General features: G+C 65.0%; 20 protein-coding genes. 9 read left to right on the top strand and 11 right to left on the bottom strand.

Annotated features, from left to right (window positions below; genetic code table 11):
• Positions 1 to 137 precede the first annotated feature (137 nt).
• The 3 genes from DSD28_RS14100 (at position 138) to DSD28_RS14090 (ending at position 2625) form a co-directional block, all read left to right on the top strand.
• Positions 138 to 356: a hypothetical protein gene (locus DSD28_RS14100; RefSeq protein ID WP_119257038.1), complete on the top strand. Its 219-nt coding sequence runs from the start codon at positions 138 to 140 to the stop codon at positions 354 to 356.
• Between the two features lie 96 nt (positions 357 to 452).
• Positions 453 to 1622: a PQQ-dependent sugar dehydrogenase gene (locus DSD28_RS14095; RefSeq protein WP_119257037.1), complete on the top strand. Its 1170-nt coding sequence runs from the start codon at positions 453 to 455 to the stop codon at positions 1620 to 1622.
• A 100-nt stretch (positions 1623 to 1722) separates the two neighbouring features.
• Positions 1723 to 2625 carry a DMT family transporter gene (locus DSD28_RS14090; protein ID WP_119257036.1) on the top strand — a complete coding sequence of 301 codons (903 nt, stop codon included), beginning with the start codon at positions 1723 to 1725 and terminating at the stop codon, positions 2623 to 2625.
• 9 nt (positions 2626 to 2634) lie between these two features.
• Here DSD28_RS14090 and DSD28_RS14085 read toward each other — a convergent pair whose 3' ends face one another.
• The 5 genes from DSD28_RS14085 to hppD form a co-directional block, all read right to left on the bottom strand.
• Positions 2635 to 4017 (bottom strand): ATP-binding protein, encoded by a 1383-nt coding sequence (locus DSD28_RS14085; RefSeq protein ID WP_119257035.1) that lies wholly within the window; start codon positions 4015 to 4017, stop codon positions 2635 to 2637.
• Positions 4018 to 4048: 31 nt separating this feature from the next.
• A complete protein-coding gene (locus tag DSD28_RS14080) occupies positions 4049 to 4756 on the bottom strand; it encodes a response regulator (protein ID WP_119257180.1) in 708 nt (235 codons plus the stop codon).
• A gap of 25 nt (positions 4757 to 4781) precedes the next feature.
• The gene (locus DSD28_RS14075; protein ID WP_119257179.1) at positions 4782 to 5216 is read right to left on the bottom strand and encodes a MarR family winged helix-turn-helix transcriptional regulator; all 435 of its coding nucleotides are present in this window, start codon (positions 5214 to 5216) and stop codon (positions 4782 to 4784) included.
• Positions 5217 to 5512: 296 nt separating this feature from the next.
• Positions 5513 to 5782, bottom strand: coding sequence for a hypothetical protein (locus DSD28_RS14070; protein ID WP_119257034.1), 270 nt, complete (start codon positions 5780 to 5782; stop codon positions 5513 to 5515).
• 245 nt (positions 5783 to 6027) lie between these two features.
• Positions 6028 to 7131: a 4-hydroxyphenylpyruvate dioxygenase gene (hppD, locus tag DSD28_RS14065; protein ID WP_119257033.1), complete on the bottom strand. Its 1104-nt coding sequence runs from the start codon at positions 7129 to 7131 to the stop codon at positions 6028 to 6030.
• 137 nt (positions 7132 to 7268) lie between these two features.
• Here hppD and DSD28_RS14060 point away from each other — a divergent pair, with 137 nt between their 5' ends.
• The 3 genes from DSD28_RS14060 (at position 7269) to DSD28_RS14055 (ending at position 8737) form a co-directional block, all read left to right on the top strand.
• Positions 7269 to 7721: an Lrp/AsnC family transcriptional regulator gene (locus tag DSD28_RS14060; protein ID WP_245424833.1), complete on the top strand. Its 453-nt coding sequence runs from the start codon at positions 7269 to 7271 to the stop codon at positions 7719 to 7721.
• Between the two features lie 124 nt (positions 7722 to 7845).
• Positions 7846 to 8007, top strand: a complete 162-nt coding sequence (locus DSD28_RS25935; protein WP_162911398.1) for a hypothetical protein — start codon at positions 7846 to 7848, stop codon at positions 8005 to 8007.
• A gap of 88 nt (positions 8008 to 8095) precedes the next feature.
• Positions 8096 to 8737 (top strand): MBL fold metallo-hydrolase, encoded by a 642-nt coding sequence (locus tag DSD28_RS14055; RefSeq protein ID WP_119257178.1) that lies wholly within the window; start codon positions 8096 to 8098, stop codon positions 8735 to 8737.
• Between the two features lie 77 nt (positions 8738 to 8814).
• On the opposite strand, the gene DSD28_RS14050 is transcribed toward DSD28_RS14055, so the two are convergent.
• The 6 genes from DSD28_RS14050 to DSD28_RS14025 form a co-directional block, all read right to left on the bottom strand.
• Positions 8815 to 9240: a BA14K family protein gene (locus DSD28_RS14050; protein WP_119257031.1), complete on the bottom strand. Its 426-nt coding sequence runs from the start codon at positions 9238 to 9240 to the stop codon at positions 8815 to 8817.
• A 139-nt stretch (positions 9241 to 9379) separates the two neighbouring features.
• Positions 9380 to 9595, bottom strand: a complete 216-nt coding sequence (locus tag DSD28_RS14045; protein ID WP_023515606.1) for a cold-shock protein — start codon at positions 9593 to 9595, stop codon at positions 9380 to 9382.
• 540 nt (positions 9596 to 10135) lie between these two features.
• A complete protein-coding gene (locus DSD28_RS14040) occupies positions 10136 to 10477 on the bottom strand; it encodes a tRNA-binding protein (RefSeq protein ID WP_119257030.1) in 342 nt (113 codons plus the stop codon).
• 80 nt (positions 10478 to 10557) lie between these two features.
• Positions 10558 to 11376 (bottom strand): pyrroline-5-carboxylate reductase, encoded by an 819-nt coding sequence (proC, locus tag DSD28_RS14035; RefSeq protein ID WP_119257029.1) that lies wholly within the window; start codon positions 11374 to 11376, stop codon positions 10558 to 10560.
• A 2-nt stretch (positions 11377 to 11378) separates the two neighbouring features.
• Positions 11379 to 11879, bottom strand: a complete 501-nt coding sequence (locus tag DSD28_RS14030; RefSeq protein WP_119257028.1) for a YbjN domain-containing protein — start codon at positions 11877 to 11879, stop codon at positions 11379 to 11381.
• A gap of 391 nt (positions 11880 to 12270) precedes the next feature.
• Positions 12271 to 12528 carry an accessory factor UbiK family protein gene (locus DSD28_RS14025; RefSeq protein WP_117366739.1) on the bottom strand — a complete coding sequence of 86 codons (258 nt, stop codon included), beginning with the start codon at positions 12526 to 12528 and terminating at the stop codon, positions 12271 to 12273.
• 259 nt (positions 12529 to 12787) lie between these two features.
• On the opposite strand from DSD28_RS14025, the gene lgt reads away from it, so the two are divergent.
• The 3 genes from lgt to pgeF all read left to right on the top strand — a co-directional run bounded on the left by lgt (position 12788) and on the right by pgeF (position 15605).
• The gene (lgt, locus tag DSD28_RS14020; RefSeq protein WP_119257177.1) at positions 12788 to 13600 is read left to right on the top strand and encodes a prolipoprotein diacylglyceryl transferase; all 813 of its coding nucleotides are present in this window, start codon (positions 12788 to 12790) and stop codon (positions 13598 to 13600) included.
• A 13-nt stretch (positions 13601 to 13613) separates the two neighbouring features.
• Positions 13614 to 14714 carry a class I SAM-dependent methyltransferase gene (locus DSD28_RS14015; RefSeq protein WP_119257027.1) on the top strand — a complete coding sequence of 367 codons (1101 nt, stop codon included), beginning with the start codon at positions 13614 to 13616 and terminating at the stop codon, positions 14712 to 14714.
• A gap of 99 nt (positions 14715 to 14813) precedes the next feature.
• Positions 14814 to 15605, top strand: coding sequence for a peptidoglycan editing factor PgeF (gene pgeF, locus DSD28_RS14010; protein ID WP_119257026.1), 792 nt, complete (start codon positions 14814 to 14816; stop codon positions 15603 to 15605).
• The last annotated feature ends 10 nt before the right edge of the window (positions 15606 to 15615 follow it).

Below are 15615 nucleotides of genomic sequence, written 5' to 3'. Positions count from 1 at the left end.
TGAAAATCCGCCTTTTTTACCATGCCATCTTTTCGCCGCAATAAATGCCGTGCCTTGCCGCAATTCGGTCCTTGTCGCGCCGATTTCCGCAGGCTTTTTCGTACTGCAACGGGAAAAAACCGAGACAGGGGAAAACGATGTTTCTCGACGAAGACAAGATCGGCAGGTCGCCAAAGGTGCGGGAATCGCGCGCCATGTTCCTCATCGCCATGACGGCGCTGGCCGCCTGCGTGGTCATGGTCGTCGGCCTCATGTCTCCCCCGGCCGTCGCCGTCGATACGATCAAGACTTCCAGCATCGAAAAGACCGCGCCCGACGCAGTTTCCCCGCAAAAGGTCGACCCCACGCAAAAGTGAGGCGCGCTTTCGCGCCTTCCTGCCGCGTCCGGCCCGAACGCTCTTGAAAGCCGCCCGCGTCTGGGCCAGTTATCGGCACAAGGATGGGAGACGGGCATGCGACAGGAAAAGACCTACCGGAAAAGCGCTTTGGCGGTCGCCGCCGCGGCATTCCTCCTCGCCCTTGCATTCTCCCCTGCCCCTTCCGCCGCAGAAACCCGCAATTTCCCCAGCAAGAAGGCCGAGCTTGCCGTCGAGACCGTGGCGACGGGCCTCAAGCATCCTTGGTCCGTCGAAGTGCTGCCCGATGGCGCCTATATCGTCTCCGAAAAGGGCGGCACGCTCCGCCTGATCCGCAAGGGCCATATTTCCGCGCCGATCAGCGGCGTGCCGGAAGTGGCGACCAACGGCCAGGGCGGCCTGCTCGACATCGCGCTCGCGCCCGATTTCGCGACGAGCCGCACCCTCTTCCTCACCTACAGCGCCCGCGGCAACGGCGGCATCGGCACCGCCGTCGCGAAGGCCCGGCTTTCGGACGACGGCACGAAGCTCGAAGGCACGACCCGCATCTTCCTGATGAACCGCCTCACCGGGCGCGGCGAGCATTTCGGCTCACGCATCGCCATCGCCAGGGACGGCAGCCTGTTCTTCGGCATCGGCGACAGGGGCGACGGCGCTCGCGCGCAGGATCCGCGCGACCATGCCGGCTCCATCCTGCACATCAACCCCGACGGCAGTCCCTTTGCCGGCAATCCCTTCCGCGGCAGCTCCGATGGCCTTGCGGAAATCTGGTCCAAGGGCCACCGCAACCCGCAGGGGCTGACCATCGATCCGAAGGACGGCACCCTGCTCACCGCCGAGCACGGCGCGCGCGGCGGGGACGAGATCAACAACCCGCAGCCCGGCCGCAACTACGGCTGGCCGCTCGTCTCCTACGGGCGGCACTATTCGGGCGCGGAATTCGACCTCGGCTCGTCCGCCGCGGGCTACGAACAACCGCTCTACTACTGGGACCCGTCCATCGCGCCGGGCGCCATCGCCGTCTATCGCGGCGCAATGTTCCCGGAATGGGATGGCAACCTCATCGTCGCCGCGCTGAAATACCAGCTCGTCGCCCGCCTCGAGCGAGACGACAGCGGCGCCATCGTCGCCGAGGAACGCATGCTCGCCGGCGAATATGGCCGCATCCGCGACGTCGTCGTCGACCCGGACGGCGCACTCCTGCTGCTGACGGACGATGCCGACGGCGCGCTCCTGCGCGTTTCCCGCGTCACCACCACGGACTGACCCCGCGCCCTCGACCGCCCTTGCCTGAACGGCGGGCACCTGCTAGCAGGGCCGCGGGCGCGTTGACGCCCGCCTATCTCCCATCACAGGGTCAAGAGACATGACGCGCATTCAGGCGAACCTTCTCCTGTTGCTGGCCGGCGCCATCTGGGGCGCGGGCTTCATCGCCCAGTCGACGGCGATGGAGACGCTGGGACCGATCTGGTTCATCGGCCTGCGCTTCGTCCTTGCGACCGTCGTCGCCGCGCCCTTCGCGCTGTGGGAAAAGGCGCGCGCGGCAAGCCCCCTTCGCCGGCGCGACCTTGCCGGCTTCGTGCTGACCGGCATCGCGCTCTTTGCCGCCGCCGCCGCGCAGCAGATCGGCCTCCTCACCACCACCGTCACCAATTCCGGCTTCCTCACCGGCCTCTATGTCGTCTTCACGCCGATCCTCACCGTGCTGGCGCTGCGCCGCCGGCCGCACTGGGTCGTCTGGCCCGCCGCGCTCATGGCTTCCTTCGGCATCTTTCTTCTCTCGGGCGGCGCGCTCGCGGCGCTGACGGCCGGCGACATGCTGACGATCCTGTGCGCCGTGCTCTGGTCGGTGCAGATGATCTGCGTCGGCGTTCATGCGGGCCGCTCCGGCCGGCCGCTCGCGCTCTCGCTCGTGCAGTTCGCCGTCTGCGCGGTGCTCGGCTGCACGGCGGGCTTCCTGTTCGAGCCCGTGAGCCTTGCCGCCATCAAGGGCGCTCTGCCGGAAATCCTCTATGCCGGCCTGTTCTCCAGCGGCATGGCCTTCATCTTCCAGAACATTGCCCAGCGCTACACGAGCGCCCCGCAGGCCGCCATCTTCCTTTCCAGCGAGGCCCTGTTCGCCGCCGCCTTCGGTGTGATGCTGCTCGGCGAGACGATCACGCCTGCCGGCTATGCCGGCTGCGCCATCATCTTCGCCGCCATGCTGGCGGTGGAGCTCGTGCCGGAATTGCTGCGCCCCCGCCGCGCGAACGTCGCCGTGGAAGCCTGAAGCCGTCCGTCAGGCCGGAACGCGGACCGTCGCGCGCAGGCCGCCGAGCGGACTGTCGGAAAGCGTGACGTCGCCGCCGTGGCTGCGCGCGATGTCGCGGGCGATGGCAAGGCCGAGGCCCGTGCCGGACGCGTCGAGATTGCGCGCCTCGTCGAGACGGAAGAACGGCTTGAAGACATCCTCGCGCGACCGTTCGGGAATGCCCGGGCCGTCGTCGTCCACGGTGATCGTCAGCCATTTGGCGTTCCGCCGTGCCTCCACGCGCACCGTTCTGGCATAGCGGAAGGCGTTCGACACCAGATTGCCGACGAGACGGCTGAAGGCGTTCGGGCGGGCCAGCACCTCGTCGTCGCCATCGATTTCGCTGCTGAAGGTGCGGTCGTGCAGCTCGGCCTCCATGGCGAGCCGTTCGAAGAGGTCGGAGAGCCGCAATTCGCCGACATCCTCCTCCGCGTCACCCCGGGCAAAGGAAAGATAGCCCTCCAGCATGCTCTGCATGTCCTCGACATCCTTGTGGAGGCCCTGAAGGTCCGGATTGTCGCCGGCAAGCGCGAGCTGCAGCTTGAAGCGGGTGAGGATGGTGCGCAGATCGTGGCTGACACCGGTCAGCATGGCGGTGCGCTGCTCCATCTGGCGCTCGATGCGCTCGCGCATGAGGATGAACGCAAGACCGGCGCGGCGCACCTCGTTGGCCCCGCGCGGTGCAAAACCCTCCGGCATCTTCTGCCCCTTGCCGAAGCTCTCGGCCGCCTGCGTCAACGTCAGGATCGGCCGGATCTGGCCGCGCAGGAAGAGGATGGAGATACCGATCAGCACCAGCGCCGAGCCGACCATCCAGAGCAGGAAGATATGCGTGTTCGACGCATAGGCCTGGTTGCGCCGCGCATAGACGCGCAGCACCTTCTTGTCGAGCAGGATGCGGACCTCGACGACGCCACTGTCGCCAACCGTGTCGATCCAGAACGGCCGGCGGATCTGGCGGACGATCTCGTCGCTGAGGATCTCGTCGAGAATGTTGAAGAAGGGCTTGCGGCGCGGCGGCGGCAGCTCGGTGCCCGGCTCGATCGACACGATCAGGTCCAGCCGCTCGCGCGCGATGCGGATGATCTGGGCATAGGCCGGATCTTCCGGATAGGTGTCGATGAGATCGATGATCGCCGCGATGTCGCGTGTGACCGCCTGCGAAAGGCGCTGGGTGACGAGCTGCCAGTGGCGCTCCATGAAGACGAAGGCGACCACCGCCTGCAAGAGCACCATCGGCAGGATGATGATGAGGAGGGAGCGGGCATAGAGGCCCGTCGGCATGCGGCGGCGCAGCCAGCGGGCGAGGCGCCGCCAGCCGGCGAGCGGCGCGCGTTCGAGGTCCCGCCGCAATGTCTCGAAAGTGGTCATCGGACCGCGCTTTCCGCCGGGCGTTCCACGCTCAACCCTGTTCCACGCTCAGCCGGTAGCCGATGCCGCGCACCGTCTGCAGCCAGACCGGGTTGGAGGGGTCCTCCTCGATCTTGCGGCGCAGCCGATTGATCTGCACGTCGATGGTGCGCTCGCCGACCTCGGTCTCCTCGCCGATCAGTTCGTGCCGCGGGATCGTCTCACCGGCGCGCAGCGAGAAAAGCAGCATGATCTCCTGCTCGCGATCGGTGAGGCGGATCGGATCGCTGCCGCGCTTCAGTTCCTTGCGCACGATGGAGAAGGTGTAGGGACCGAACATGACCTGCTCGATCTTCGGCGTTGCCGGCGCGGCGTTGCGTTTCAGGATGTTGTTGATGCGCAGCACCAGTTCGCGCGGCTCGAAGGGTTTTGACAGGTAGTCGTCCGCCCCCGCCTCCAGTCCCTCGATGCGCGCGCGCGATTCGGCGAGCGCCGTCAGCATCAGGATCGGCACGGGGCGGATCTCGCGCAGGCTCTTCGTCAGCGAAAGCCCGCTCTCGCCGGGCATCATCACGTCCATGATGATGAGGTCGAAATCGAGGCCACGCAGCTTGCGGCGGGCCTCGTCGGCATCGCCCGCTACCGTCACACGAAAGCCCTCGGCCACCAGGTAACGGTTCAGAAGCTCGCGGATGCGGGTGTCGTCGTCGACGACGAGAAGATGGGATGCATCGTCGGAGGGCGTACCGGCCGCGGTCATCGTCTTCACCTCCAGGGTCAAATTCTCAATCGTTTCGGGCGTTCTGCATGCCGGTGAGGAACCGGATCACCACCCGGCGGTCGCCTGCATTCATATCCTCGAATGCATGGGCGATGCGGCGGGATTGCGGCTCGGCGAGCGCGAGCGCGAGTTCCCTTCCGGCCCTTGTCGGGTAGAGCTTGCGCTGGCGGCGATCCTCGGGGCCGGCCACCTGCTGGATATAGCCGGAATCGATGAGCTGCTTCAAGACGCGCGCAAGGCTCTGCTTGGTGATCTTCAGCGTGTCGAGCAGGTCGGCGACGGTCATGCCCGGCTCGCGGTTGACGAAGTGCACGACGCGGTGATGGGCGCGGCCGAAGCCGCTTTTCTCCAGGATGGCATCCGGATCGGAGATGAAGTCGCGATAGGCGAAGAACAGGCCTTCGATGATCTCGAAGTCGATACGGCCGTCGCCGGTCATGGCGTCCTCGTGCAGCGCGCCCAAGCCGTTCTTCTCCGGCGCCTGTCGAGCCACGTTGTCGTTTCCTTTCATGCCTGCCGTCCCCATTTCGCTCCGGTGCCGAAGAATATCCGGATTTCTCCTCGCCGGGCGCAAATTACGCTTCTGCCGTCTCTGGTTAGACCGTAATCGGCAAAACAATCAACTTGAAAGAAGAAAGGGAAAAAGCAAGGGGCGCGGCAGGCCGGGATGGCGCGCGCGGGCGGAAAAGGGTCCGCCCAAGAAAAACGGCGGCCCTTGCGGGCCGCCTTTCTCGTTCAGGCCGGCTTCTTGCCGAGCACGGCGCCGACGATCGCGGTGAGCACGCCGCCGCCGACCAGACCACCGATGCCATTGGCAACGAGGCCGGAAAGACCGGCTTCACCGCCAACCATCTGCAGGAGAAGGCCGCCGCCGACACCCCCGATGGCCCCGACGATGGTTCGCACGATCACGCTCACGGCCACCTGTTTCAGGGCGGCGCCCGCGGCGTTGCCCCCGACGGCGCCGGCGATGAGCTGCGTGATGATGGGCATCAATGCTTCCATGACTTCCCCTCCGAAAGGTGCGCCCGGAATGAAGAGTGCTCCGGGACCGGACACCTGCCTCGTTGCCGGCCGCGATCTGGAGCCCGCGCCGGTGCCGAAAGATTCGGCTTCCCTAACGTGCGGAGAGTCTTGGCCGCTGTCAATTTATCCGTGCGCCTCCTGCACCGGAGTTTTATCCAACGAAAAGAGGCGGCCGCAATGCGACCGCCCCTTCCTTCCCCGCGTTGGCTTGGGTGCCGCGGTTGTTATTCTGCTGCGATGACGCCCCGGCGGATCTGGTCTTCCTCGATGCTCTCGAAGAGCGCGCGGAAATTGCCCTCCCCGAAGCCTTCGTCGCCCTTCCTCTGGATGAACTCGAAGAAGATCGGACCGATTACGGTCTTCGAGAAGATCTGGAGCAGGATCTTTGTCATGCCACCGTCGACGACACCTTCGCCGTCGATGAGGATGCCGTGCGTCTTCATGCGCTCGACCGGCTCCTCATGGCCGACGACACGCACATAGGAGCGGTCGTAGTAATTGTCCGGCGGGCCGGGCATGAACTTCAGGCCGTTCCCGGCGAGCCTGTCGGTCGCGTCATAGATCGCATCGGTGCCGACGGCGATGTGCTGGATGCCCTCGCCCTTGTACTTCTTCAGGTACTCGACGATCTGGCTTGTCTCGTCCTTCGATTCGTTCAGCGGAATGCGGATCTTGCCGCAGGGCGAGGTGATGGCGCGCGACACGAGGCCGGTGATGCGGCCGTCGATGTCGAAGAAATGGATCTGCCTGAAGCCGAAGAGCTCGCGGTAGAAATCCCACCACTTGTCCATGTTGCCGCGATAGACGTTGTGCGTCAGGTGGTCGAGATAATAGAAGCCGACGCCCTCGGGCTTCGGATCGCGCGCGCCGGTCCATTCGAATTCCGCGTCATAGGCCGAGCCCTTGGCGCCATACGTCTCGATGAAATAGAGCAGCGAACCGCCGATGCCGACGATGGTCGGCACGTCGAGCGCCTTGTCGTCCCCTTCATAGGGCGTGGCGCCCTTGGAGACCGCATGTTCGAAGGCATGCCGCGCATCGACCACGCGCCACGCCATGGAGGCCGCGCAGGGACCGTGCACATCCGCGAATTTCATGGCATGCGAGCCGGGCTCGGCATTGACGAGATAGTTGATGTCGCCCTGCCGCCAGACGGAAATCGCCTTGCTGCGATGCGTGGCGACCTTGCTGTAGCCCATGCGGGCGAAAAGCTCTTCCAGCTTTTCCGGTTCCGGATGGGCGAACTCGACGAACTCGAAGCCGTCCGTGCCCGCCGGGTTTTCCGCCGTGATCTCGGCCGGCGGTGCGTCATGCGGGAAAGGGCCCATCGTTCATCCTCCTCGAAAATGATGTCAGGAACAGTATGGCGCGATTTCCGCGCAATGTGCGTGCATAGTGCTTGCGCTTTGGCAAATCCATGCAATGTTCGTGCGCAGATACTTATTCAGAAGGGCAATCCGTGCAAATGGACGATTTCGACCGCAAGCTGCTGGCGCATCTGCAGGAGGATGCGCGCCTGACGAACAACGAATTGTCGGAGCGCATCAACCTCTCCCCCTCGCAATGCTCGCGCCGGCGCATCCGCCTTGAGGAGGAAGGCATCATCCACGCTTACCGGGCCGAACTCGACCGGGAAAAGCTCGACCTAGGCATCGTCATCATCGTCACCGTGACGCTTTCCACGCACAACCGCGACAATGCGGTGCGCTTCGCGCGGCTGATCTCCAATCTGCCGGAGGTGCTGGAAGCCTATTCGCTGACCGGCGAGATGGACTACATCATCAAGGTCGTCGTGCCGAACCTCAAGGCGCTCTCCGCCTTCGTCAACGACGTGCTGCTGCCGCACGAATCCGTCTCGCACGTCAAGACCGCCATCGTGCTCGACACGCTGAAGGAAACCACCGCCCTGCCGCTGTGAGCGCTGTTGCGCGAAAGCAACAGCCTCCCGCCTCGCCTGTTCCCGTTGGAACAGGCCGGATTCCTGCGTCGTTGTAGAAGAAATCGCATGGGGCCCGGAGCGGCCGGAAACAGCAGGAAGAACGATGCAAACGAACCCGAAGCCGCAGAACCCGGTCGCCAAGCGCCTCCGTCCCGTCGTCTATCTTTACGCCGCCTTCAACATCGCCGTGGCGATGCTGCTCTTCTCCACCGTCTCGCCGACGCTGGCGACCGGCCCGGTGCAGGAGATGGCGAGCGCCCGCTAGAACGGTTTCCCAGTTCAGGCTTGGTCTTCGCCCGCGCTTGCGGCTATAGGGAAGCGACAAGCGGCAATCGAGCGAGGACCCCATGGGCATGCTTCAGGCGGGCATCATTCCCGTCACCCCCTTCCAGCAGAACTGCACCATCCTCTTCGACACCGAAACGAAGGAAGGCGTGGTCGTCGATCCGGGCGGCGATGTCGAGGTGATCCTGAAGACCGTCGAGGAAAACGGCATCACCCTCAAGGCGATCTGGCTGACGCACGGCCATATCGACCATGCCGGCGGCGCCAAGGAACTGAAGGAAGCGCTCGGCCTCGACATCATCGGCCCGCACAAGGACGACCTGCAACTGCTGCAGCGGCTGGAGGCGCAGGCCTCGATGTTCGGCGTGCCGATGAAAGTCAGCAATGTCGTGCCGGACCGCTGGCTGGAGGACGGCGACAGGGTTTCCTTCGGCGACCACGAATTCGAGGTCTACCACACGCCCGGCCACGCGCCGGGACACGTGATCTATTTCAACCGCAACCAGGGCTTCGCCCATCTCGGCGACGTGCTGTTCCACGGCTCGATCGGGCGCACGGACCTTCCCGGCGGCGACCATCAGCAGCTTCTGGAATCGATCCGCGACAAGGTGTTTCCGCTGGGGGACGAGGTCGGCTTCCTCTGCGGCCACGGGCCGGGCGGCAAGATCGGCGAGGAGCGCCGCACCAACCCCTTCCTGCGCGGACTTTAGGGGCGCAAACTTCCCTGTAGATATAAAAAAGGCGGGTGCCACGCGGCACCCGCCTTTCGATTCAAGCCCGCGGCCGATCAGCCGGCAGTGCAGAAATGCTCGCGGCCGTCATAGCCGACATAGGTGCCGGTGTTCGCGTCGAACGAGCGGTAACGCTGCGAGCAGAAGCGGTACCAGGACTGCGTCCAGGGCTCGTAGCTCGGGGCCTCGCGATAGATCACGCGGCGCTCGGGCTCGGGATAGTAATCCGGCTCGACATAGACACGGCGCTCTTCGTAGCGCGGCTGCGAAGCGATCGCGCCGCCGATGATCATGCCGGTGGCAAGGCCGAGCGCGCCGCCCACGAGGGCGTCGTTGTTATGGTGATGGCGGCGATAGTAGGGGCGATGGCCGTTGCCCCAGTAGCCGTCACGGTCACGCGCTTCGGCAATGCCGGCGGTTGCGGTGATCAACGTGGCGGCGGCCGCTGCAGAAAGCACGATGGCTTTGATGACTTTGTTCATGACCTTACTTCCTTTGGACGCCGGCTTGGCCGGTCGAATGATGCTACCAAACTAGAGAAACGAGGCTGAACGGAGGCTGAATGAAAAAACCCGGCATCTCTGCCGGGCTTCAACTTGAAAATCCTGAGAAAGTTCCGGCTCAGCCGGCGATCTGCAGGTTGACCGCCTTCGGGCCTTTGCCGCGGCGATCGGGTTCCGTGTCGAAGCTTACCTTCTGGTTCTCGGAAAGGCCGTTCAGGCCCGAAGCCTGCACGGCGGAGATGTGTACGAAGATATCCGCACCACCGTTGTCGGGCTTGATGAAGCCGAAGCCCTTCTCGGTGTTGAAGAATTTTACGATGCCAGTTTCGGCCATGCGTCAGGTCCTTTTCTCTCTGCCCGTATATTTGGCGGCGGGCAGCACATCAGTTTTGCCCCGTAGGGCGTTAGGCAGGCAGTTCTCGAGGTTGAGGAAAGGGTCCTGTTTTCACCGCAGCCAGCCAACCATATAGTCCAAGGACCGTCCAGATGTTGGCTGCCCGGAATTGTTTCGCGTCTCCGGCGCGCTTTTATTCAAGGTCTTCCCGTGTTCGCAAATTGCCCGAACGGCGCAAGATTGATGTGTTTGCGACAAATTGGCAAGCAAAAGTTTTGATGCGCTCTTGTGACGCCTAACTTTGGTCAAATTCCGGGCGATTGCCGAAAAATCCCTCAGCTTTTACGGGGTTTCCGGTGCTATCGTATGATTTATATTGCACCGCGGAAGAAGACGCGCGGCCACTCCAGTATCGCCCGGATACCGTGAAGGAACGGCGGGCGGGTTGCCTTGCCCGCCCCTGTAACGCGCCCGCGGCTGCGCGGACCGTACTTCATCGCCGCACGGCCACGTCGACCGGCGCCGCGGATACTCGCCCGCTCAGCACATCTTCTTGCCGTTCGGCACGGCCTGGCCGACGCCGGCAAGAACGATCGCGCCCGTCTCGTCCTCGAAGCCGAGCGTCAGCACTTCCGAGCGCACCGGGCCGATCTGGCGCGGCGGGAAATTGACGACGGCAAGCACCTGGCGGCCGACGAGATCTTCCAATGTATAATGCACGGTGATCTGCGCCGAGGACTTCTTGATGCCGATCTCGGGGCCGAAATCGATCTGCAGCTTGTAGGCCGGCTTGCGCGCCTCGGGAAACGGCAGCGCCTCGACGATGGTGCCGACGCGGATGTCGACGCGTTCGAAATCGGCGTAGGTGATGGTTTCGGTCATGAAAAAATTCCTGTCTGCAAACCCCTCACCCTAACCTCTCCCCGCAAACAGGGAGAAGGGCAAACCGGTCATATGAGAGTTCAGCCCGCCAGTTCCTCGGCACGCTTGCGGGCACTCGCAATGGCCTTGTCGAAGAGCGGCTGCATGCCGTCCTCGGCCATCAGTACGGCGAGCGCAGCGGCGGTGGTGCCGCCCGGCGAGGTCACGTTCTGGCGCAGGCGGCTGGCGTCGTCGGGGGACTGGTGAAGCAGTTCACCAGCCCCCGCGACTGTTTCCCGTGCGAGCCGCATGGCGAGGTCCGCCGGCAGGCCGGCTTTGCGGCCCGCCTCTGCCATGCACTCGACGAGATAGAAGACATAGGCCGGCCCGCTGCCCGAGACGGCGGTGACGGCATCGATATCGGCCTCGCTCGCGACCCATTCGACCGGGCCGCTGACCTTGAGGAGGGAATGGACGAAATCGCGCTGCGCCGCGGTGACGCGCGCATTGGCGAAGGCTCCGGTGACGCCGCGGCCGATCATCGCCGGCGTGTTCGGCATGGCGCGAACGGTGGCGGCCGCGCCGAGATGGCTTTCCAGATTGGCGATCGTCTTGCCGGCGGCGACCGACACCACGACGGTCTCGGGCCCGACGAGCCCCTTCAGCGGCGGCAGGACCTGGTCCATCACCTGCGGCTTGACGGCGACGAAGAGGACGCCCGCCTTCACGCCCGCAGGCGCGGAGGTTTCATGGTGCGCGCCGTTGTCGGCGATCAGCTTGGCCATGGCCGGCTGCGGGCCGGGATCGATGACGACAACGGACGAACCGGAAATGCCGCTCTTCAGCCAGCCCGAAAGCATGGCGCCGCCCATGTTGCCGGCGCCGATGAGAACGATGGGACCCGTCGCAGCCGCTGCCATCCTCAGGCCTCCCCGACCGTTTCGAACAGCACGGCGTCGACGGCGGACTGGGCGTCCATGCCGGACCAGACGACGAACTGGAAGGCCTGGAAATAGGCCTCGCAGGATTCGAGCGCGCTGGAAAGCAGCACTTCGACCTGCCGGTTGGTCGGCTCCGCGCCGCCGGCCAGCAGCAGCGACTGGCGGAAGATCACCACGTCCTCGCGGCGCCACAGGTCGAAATGCCCCATGAGCACCTGGCCGTTCACATGCGAGAGCAGGCAGTGCACCTCGTTGACGCGGCTTTCGGGAACCTTGATGTCGAAGGCGCAGGCCAGATGCAGCGCCTCGAATTCCTCCATCCAGGAGAAGGAGACGTGGTAGTCCGTCCACTTGCCCTCGACGGTCATCGCGATCTCGTCTTCGCCGGATCGCTCGAACGTCCAGTCATTGTTGGCTGCGACGAACTCGATCATGTCGACCGGGTTGGACTGGCGCCCGATATCCAATTCCATAAAGCTCATGCATCACCTTCAAGACCGGAAGGCATGCGCCGTCGCGCTCACACACACGACGCGGCAAACCGTACTCCGGATACAACACTGAATGATTGCTCGGCACTTTACGCAATCTGGACGACTTACCCTGCCCGAAGCTTGCGTTGCCCGTTTCGAATCATCATTTAAAATCAGTGTATAACGGCGGAGTCACGACGCCAGCCCCCGCCTTCCCGTTTTCCCCGGCCGGTTGTGGACAGAGGTTGTGAAAAAGATTCAGGTCGGTCGCTTAAGAGACTCTGCGAAAAGAGCTTTTCGGAAGTGTCCACAGGGGTAAAAAATTTATTAAAAAAAACGGTTGGCGCGATGTGAATCACGCCAACCGAGTCCTGCCTCTGAAATGCTGCCCCGAAACGGGTCAGTTGCCTGTATTGAGGCGCGCTTCGAGGGCTTCGATGCGCTTCAGAAGCGCGTCGTTTTCGTCCCGTGCCTTGATGGCCATTTCCCGCACCGCCTCGAATTCCTCGCGTTTGACGAGGTCCATGCCGTTGATGAATCGCTCGGCCTGGGCGCGGAACACCGTCTCGGCTTCCTTGCGCACGCCCTGCGCGGCGCCGGCGGCATCGGTCATCAGCTTGGCGAAGTCGTCGAGAATGCGGTTGGCACCGGTGGTCATGGTCTGCCCTCCTGGGGGATCGATGGTCCTGGCGGGCCTGCCGCCCGCGTCTTGGAACTGAGGTAGGGTCTCGCGCCGCCGCTTGCAAGCGATTTCGGGGCGATTTCCGGGGCGGATTTCGGTGGATCGCGGCGTATCCGGACGCCGCGCGGCCACCGCGCGCCATTTCTCGCCTTGACCCTGCCGCAAGCCCTCGCCATCTTCCGCGCAAATCAGGAATATCCGAGCCTTGACGAATATAGCGCAACTCTTCGCCATCATGCCCTTTCCCGAGATCGACCCGATCGCCTTCTCGATCGGCCCGGTCGCCGTCCACTGGTACGGCATCGCCTATGTCGTCGGCATCATGCTCGGCTGGCTCTATGCCCGCCGGCTGATCGAGACGCCGCGATTGTGGGCGGGCGAAGCGCCGATGACGCGCGCCATGCTCGACGACTTCCTCGTCTGGGCCGCCGTCGGCATCATCCTCGGCGGCCGCGTCGGCTATATCCTCTTCTACGACTTCCCGAATGTCGCCGCCGATCCGCTGCGCGCCATAAAGGTCTGGAACGGCGGCATGTCGTTCCACGGCGGCTTCGCCGGCACGACGCTCGCCATGATCCTCTTCGCCCGGCGCAACCGCATCCCGATCTGGAGCCTCTTCGACATCGTCGCCGCCGTGGTGCCGATCGGCCTGTTCTTCGGCCGCATCGCCAATTTCGTCAACGGCGAGCTGTGGGGCCGCCTGTCCGATGCGCCCTGGGCCGTCGTCTTCCCGGAAGCCGGCCCCTTCGCGCGCCATCCGAGCCAGCTTTATGAAGCCGGCCTCGAGGGCATCGTCCTGCTCGCCGTGCTGGCGCTCGCAATCTACCGCTTCGGCGCACTGAAGCGCCCGGGTATCGTCACCGGCCTCTTCGTCTGCGGCTATGCGCTGTCGCGCATCGCCGTGGAATTCTTCCGCGAGCCCGACCCGCAGCTCGGCTATCTCTACGGCGGCTGGCTCACCATGGGCATGCTGCTGTCGCTGCCGATGCTCGTCGTCGGCCTGTGGGCGATCATCCGCGCCCGCCGGGCCGAGCCCGCAAGGGCCTGAGCGGACCAACGCCATGACGACGCCCCTCGCCCGCAAGATCAAGGCGCTGATCCGCACCAACGGCCCCATCAGCGTGACCGACTATTTCGCCCTGTGCCTCGCGGACCCCGCCTATGGCTACTACCGCACGCGCGACCCCTTCGGCGAGGCCGGCGATTTCATCACCGCGCCGGAGGTCAGCCAGCTTTTCGGCGAGATGCTCGGCGTCTTCCTCGTCCATGCATGGCAAAGGCACGGCGCGCCCGAGACGGTGCGCATCGCCGAGATCGGCCCCGGCCGCGGCACGATGATGGCCGACATGCTGCGCGTCGTCTCCCGCATCGCCCCCGAGCTCTACGAGAGCGCGACGATCCATCTCATCGAGACGAGCCCGAAACTGCGCACCGTCCAGCGCGAGACGCTGGGCACCCATGCCGCGCGCGTCGCCTGGCACGACAGCTTCGAGGAACTGCCGGAAGGCTTCGTGCTGCTCGCCGCCAACGAGCTCTTCGACGCCATCCCGATCCGCCAGTTCATCAAGACCGCTTCCGGCTTCCGCGAGCGCATGGTCGGCCTCGACGCCGAGGACGAGCTCACCTTCGCCGCGGGCGTTGCCGGCATCGACCCGGCGCTGCTGCCGGAGCATCACAGGACGGCCGAAAACGGCACGATCTTCGAGATCGCCCCGGCCCGCGAAGCCGTCATGGCGACGATCGGCGAGCGCATCGCCCGCTGCGGCGGCACGGCGCTCGTCATCGACTACGGCCATTTCGTCACCGGCTTCGGCGATACGCTGCAGGCCGTGCTGAAGCACGATTTCGACCCGCCGCTCGCCCATCCCGGCGAGGCCGACCTGACGAGCCATGTGGACTTCGAGCGGCTGGCGGGCGCGGCCGTCGGCGCGGGCCTTCATGTGCACGGCATGCTGCACCAGGGCGATTTCCTCGTCGGCCTCGGCATCGGCGAACGCGCCTCCGCGCTCGGCCGCAACCGCGACGAGGCGACGCAGCAATCGATCCTCGCCGATGTCGACCGTCTCGCAGGCTCGGGCGCGGGGAAAATGGGCGATCTTTTCAAGGTGCTGGCCGTCGGCAGCGCACCGCTCGCCCTCTTTCCGTTCCGTCAGCCCGATTGACACATAAGCCAAGGCCGGACAACATTCGGCCCGATTTGACCCCGCATGCCCCGGCGACATCCTTGCCTGGCGGCCCAGCCCGAAGCCAGCCGAGAGACCATGAAGGACCAAGCGCCCCCAACGCCCATCGAAAGCCCGCTGCTTGCGGAACGCGCCGGAAAAGCGGCCCTGCACGGGTTCTTCACCCGCGCCGGCGGCGTGTCCGAAGGCATCTATCGCGGCCTCAATGTCGGCCTCGGCTCGAAGGACGAGCGCGGCAAGGTCGAGGAGAATCGCGCCCGCGTCGCGCGCTGGTTCTCGGCGGAGCCCGGCCGGCTCGCCACCGTGCACCAGGTCCACTCGCCCGATGTCGTCATCGTCGACGAGACCTATGACGGATCGCGCCCGGAGGCGGACGCGCTGGTCAGCGCCACGCCCGGCGTCGTCCTCGGTGTCCTCGCCGCCGATTGCGGCCCGATCCTCTTCTGCGATCCCGAGGCCCGCGTCGTCGGCGCCGCCCATGCGGGCTGGAAGGGCGCGCTCTACGGCGTCCTCGAAAACACCATAACGGCCATGGAAAGGCTCGGCGCGAAGCGCGGCAGCATCCTCGCCAGCCTCGGCCCCTCGATCAGCCGCCGCAACTACGAGGTCGGCCCGGAATTCGTCGAACGCTTCCTCGGCGTGGACAAGGCTTACGAGCGCTACTTCACGCCGTCCGAAAAGCCCGGCCACGCCATGTTCGACCTGCCGGGGCTGACAACGCAGCGCCTCGCCGACGCCGGCGTGACGGCCGAGAACCTCGACCTCTGCACCTATCCCGACGAAGAGCGGTTCTTCTCCTACCGGCGCACGACCCACCGGCAGGAACCCGATTACGGCCGCCAGATTTCAGCGATCATGCTAAGGGGCTGAAACCCCGCAA

Source organism: Shinella zoogloeoides, from assembly GCF_003574625.1.
Taxonomy (GTDB): Bacteria; Pseudomonadota; Alphaproteobacteria; order Rhizobiales; family Rhizobiaceae; genus Shinella; species Shinella zoogloeoides_A.
The sequence above is the reverse complement of the archived record's forward strand: the minus strand, read 5'-3'. Positions and strand labels throughout refer to the sequence as shown.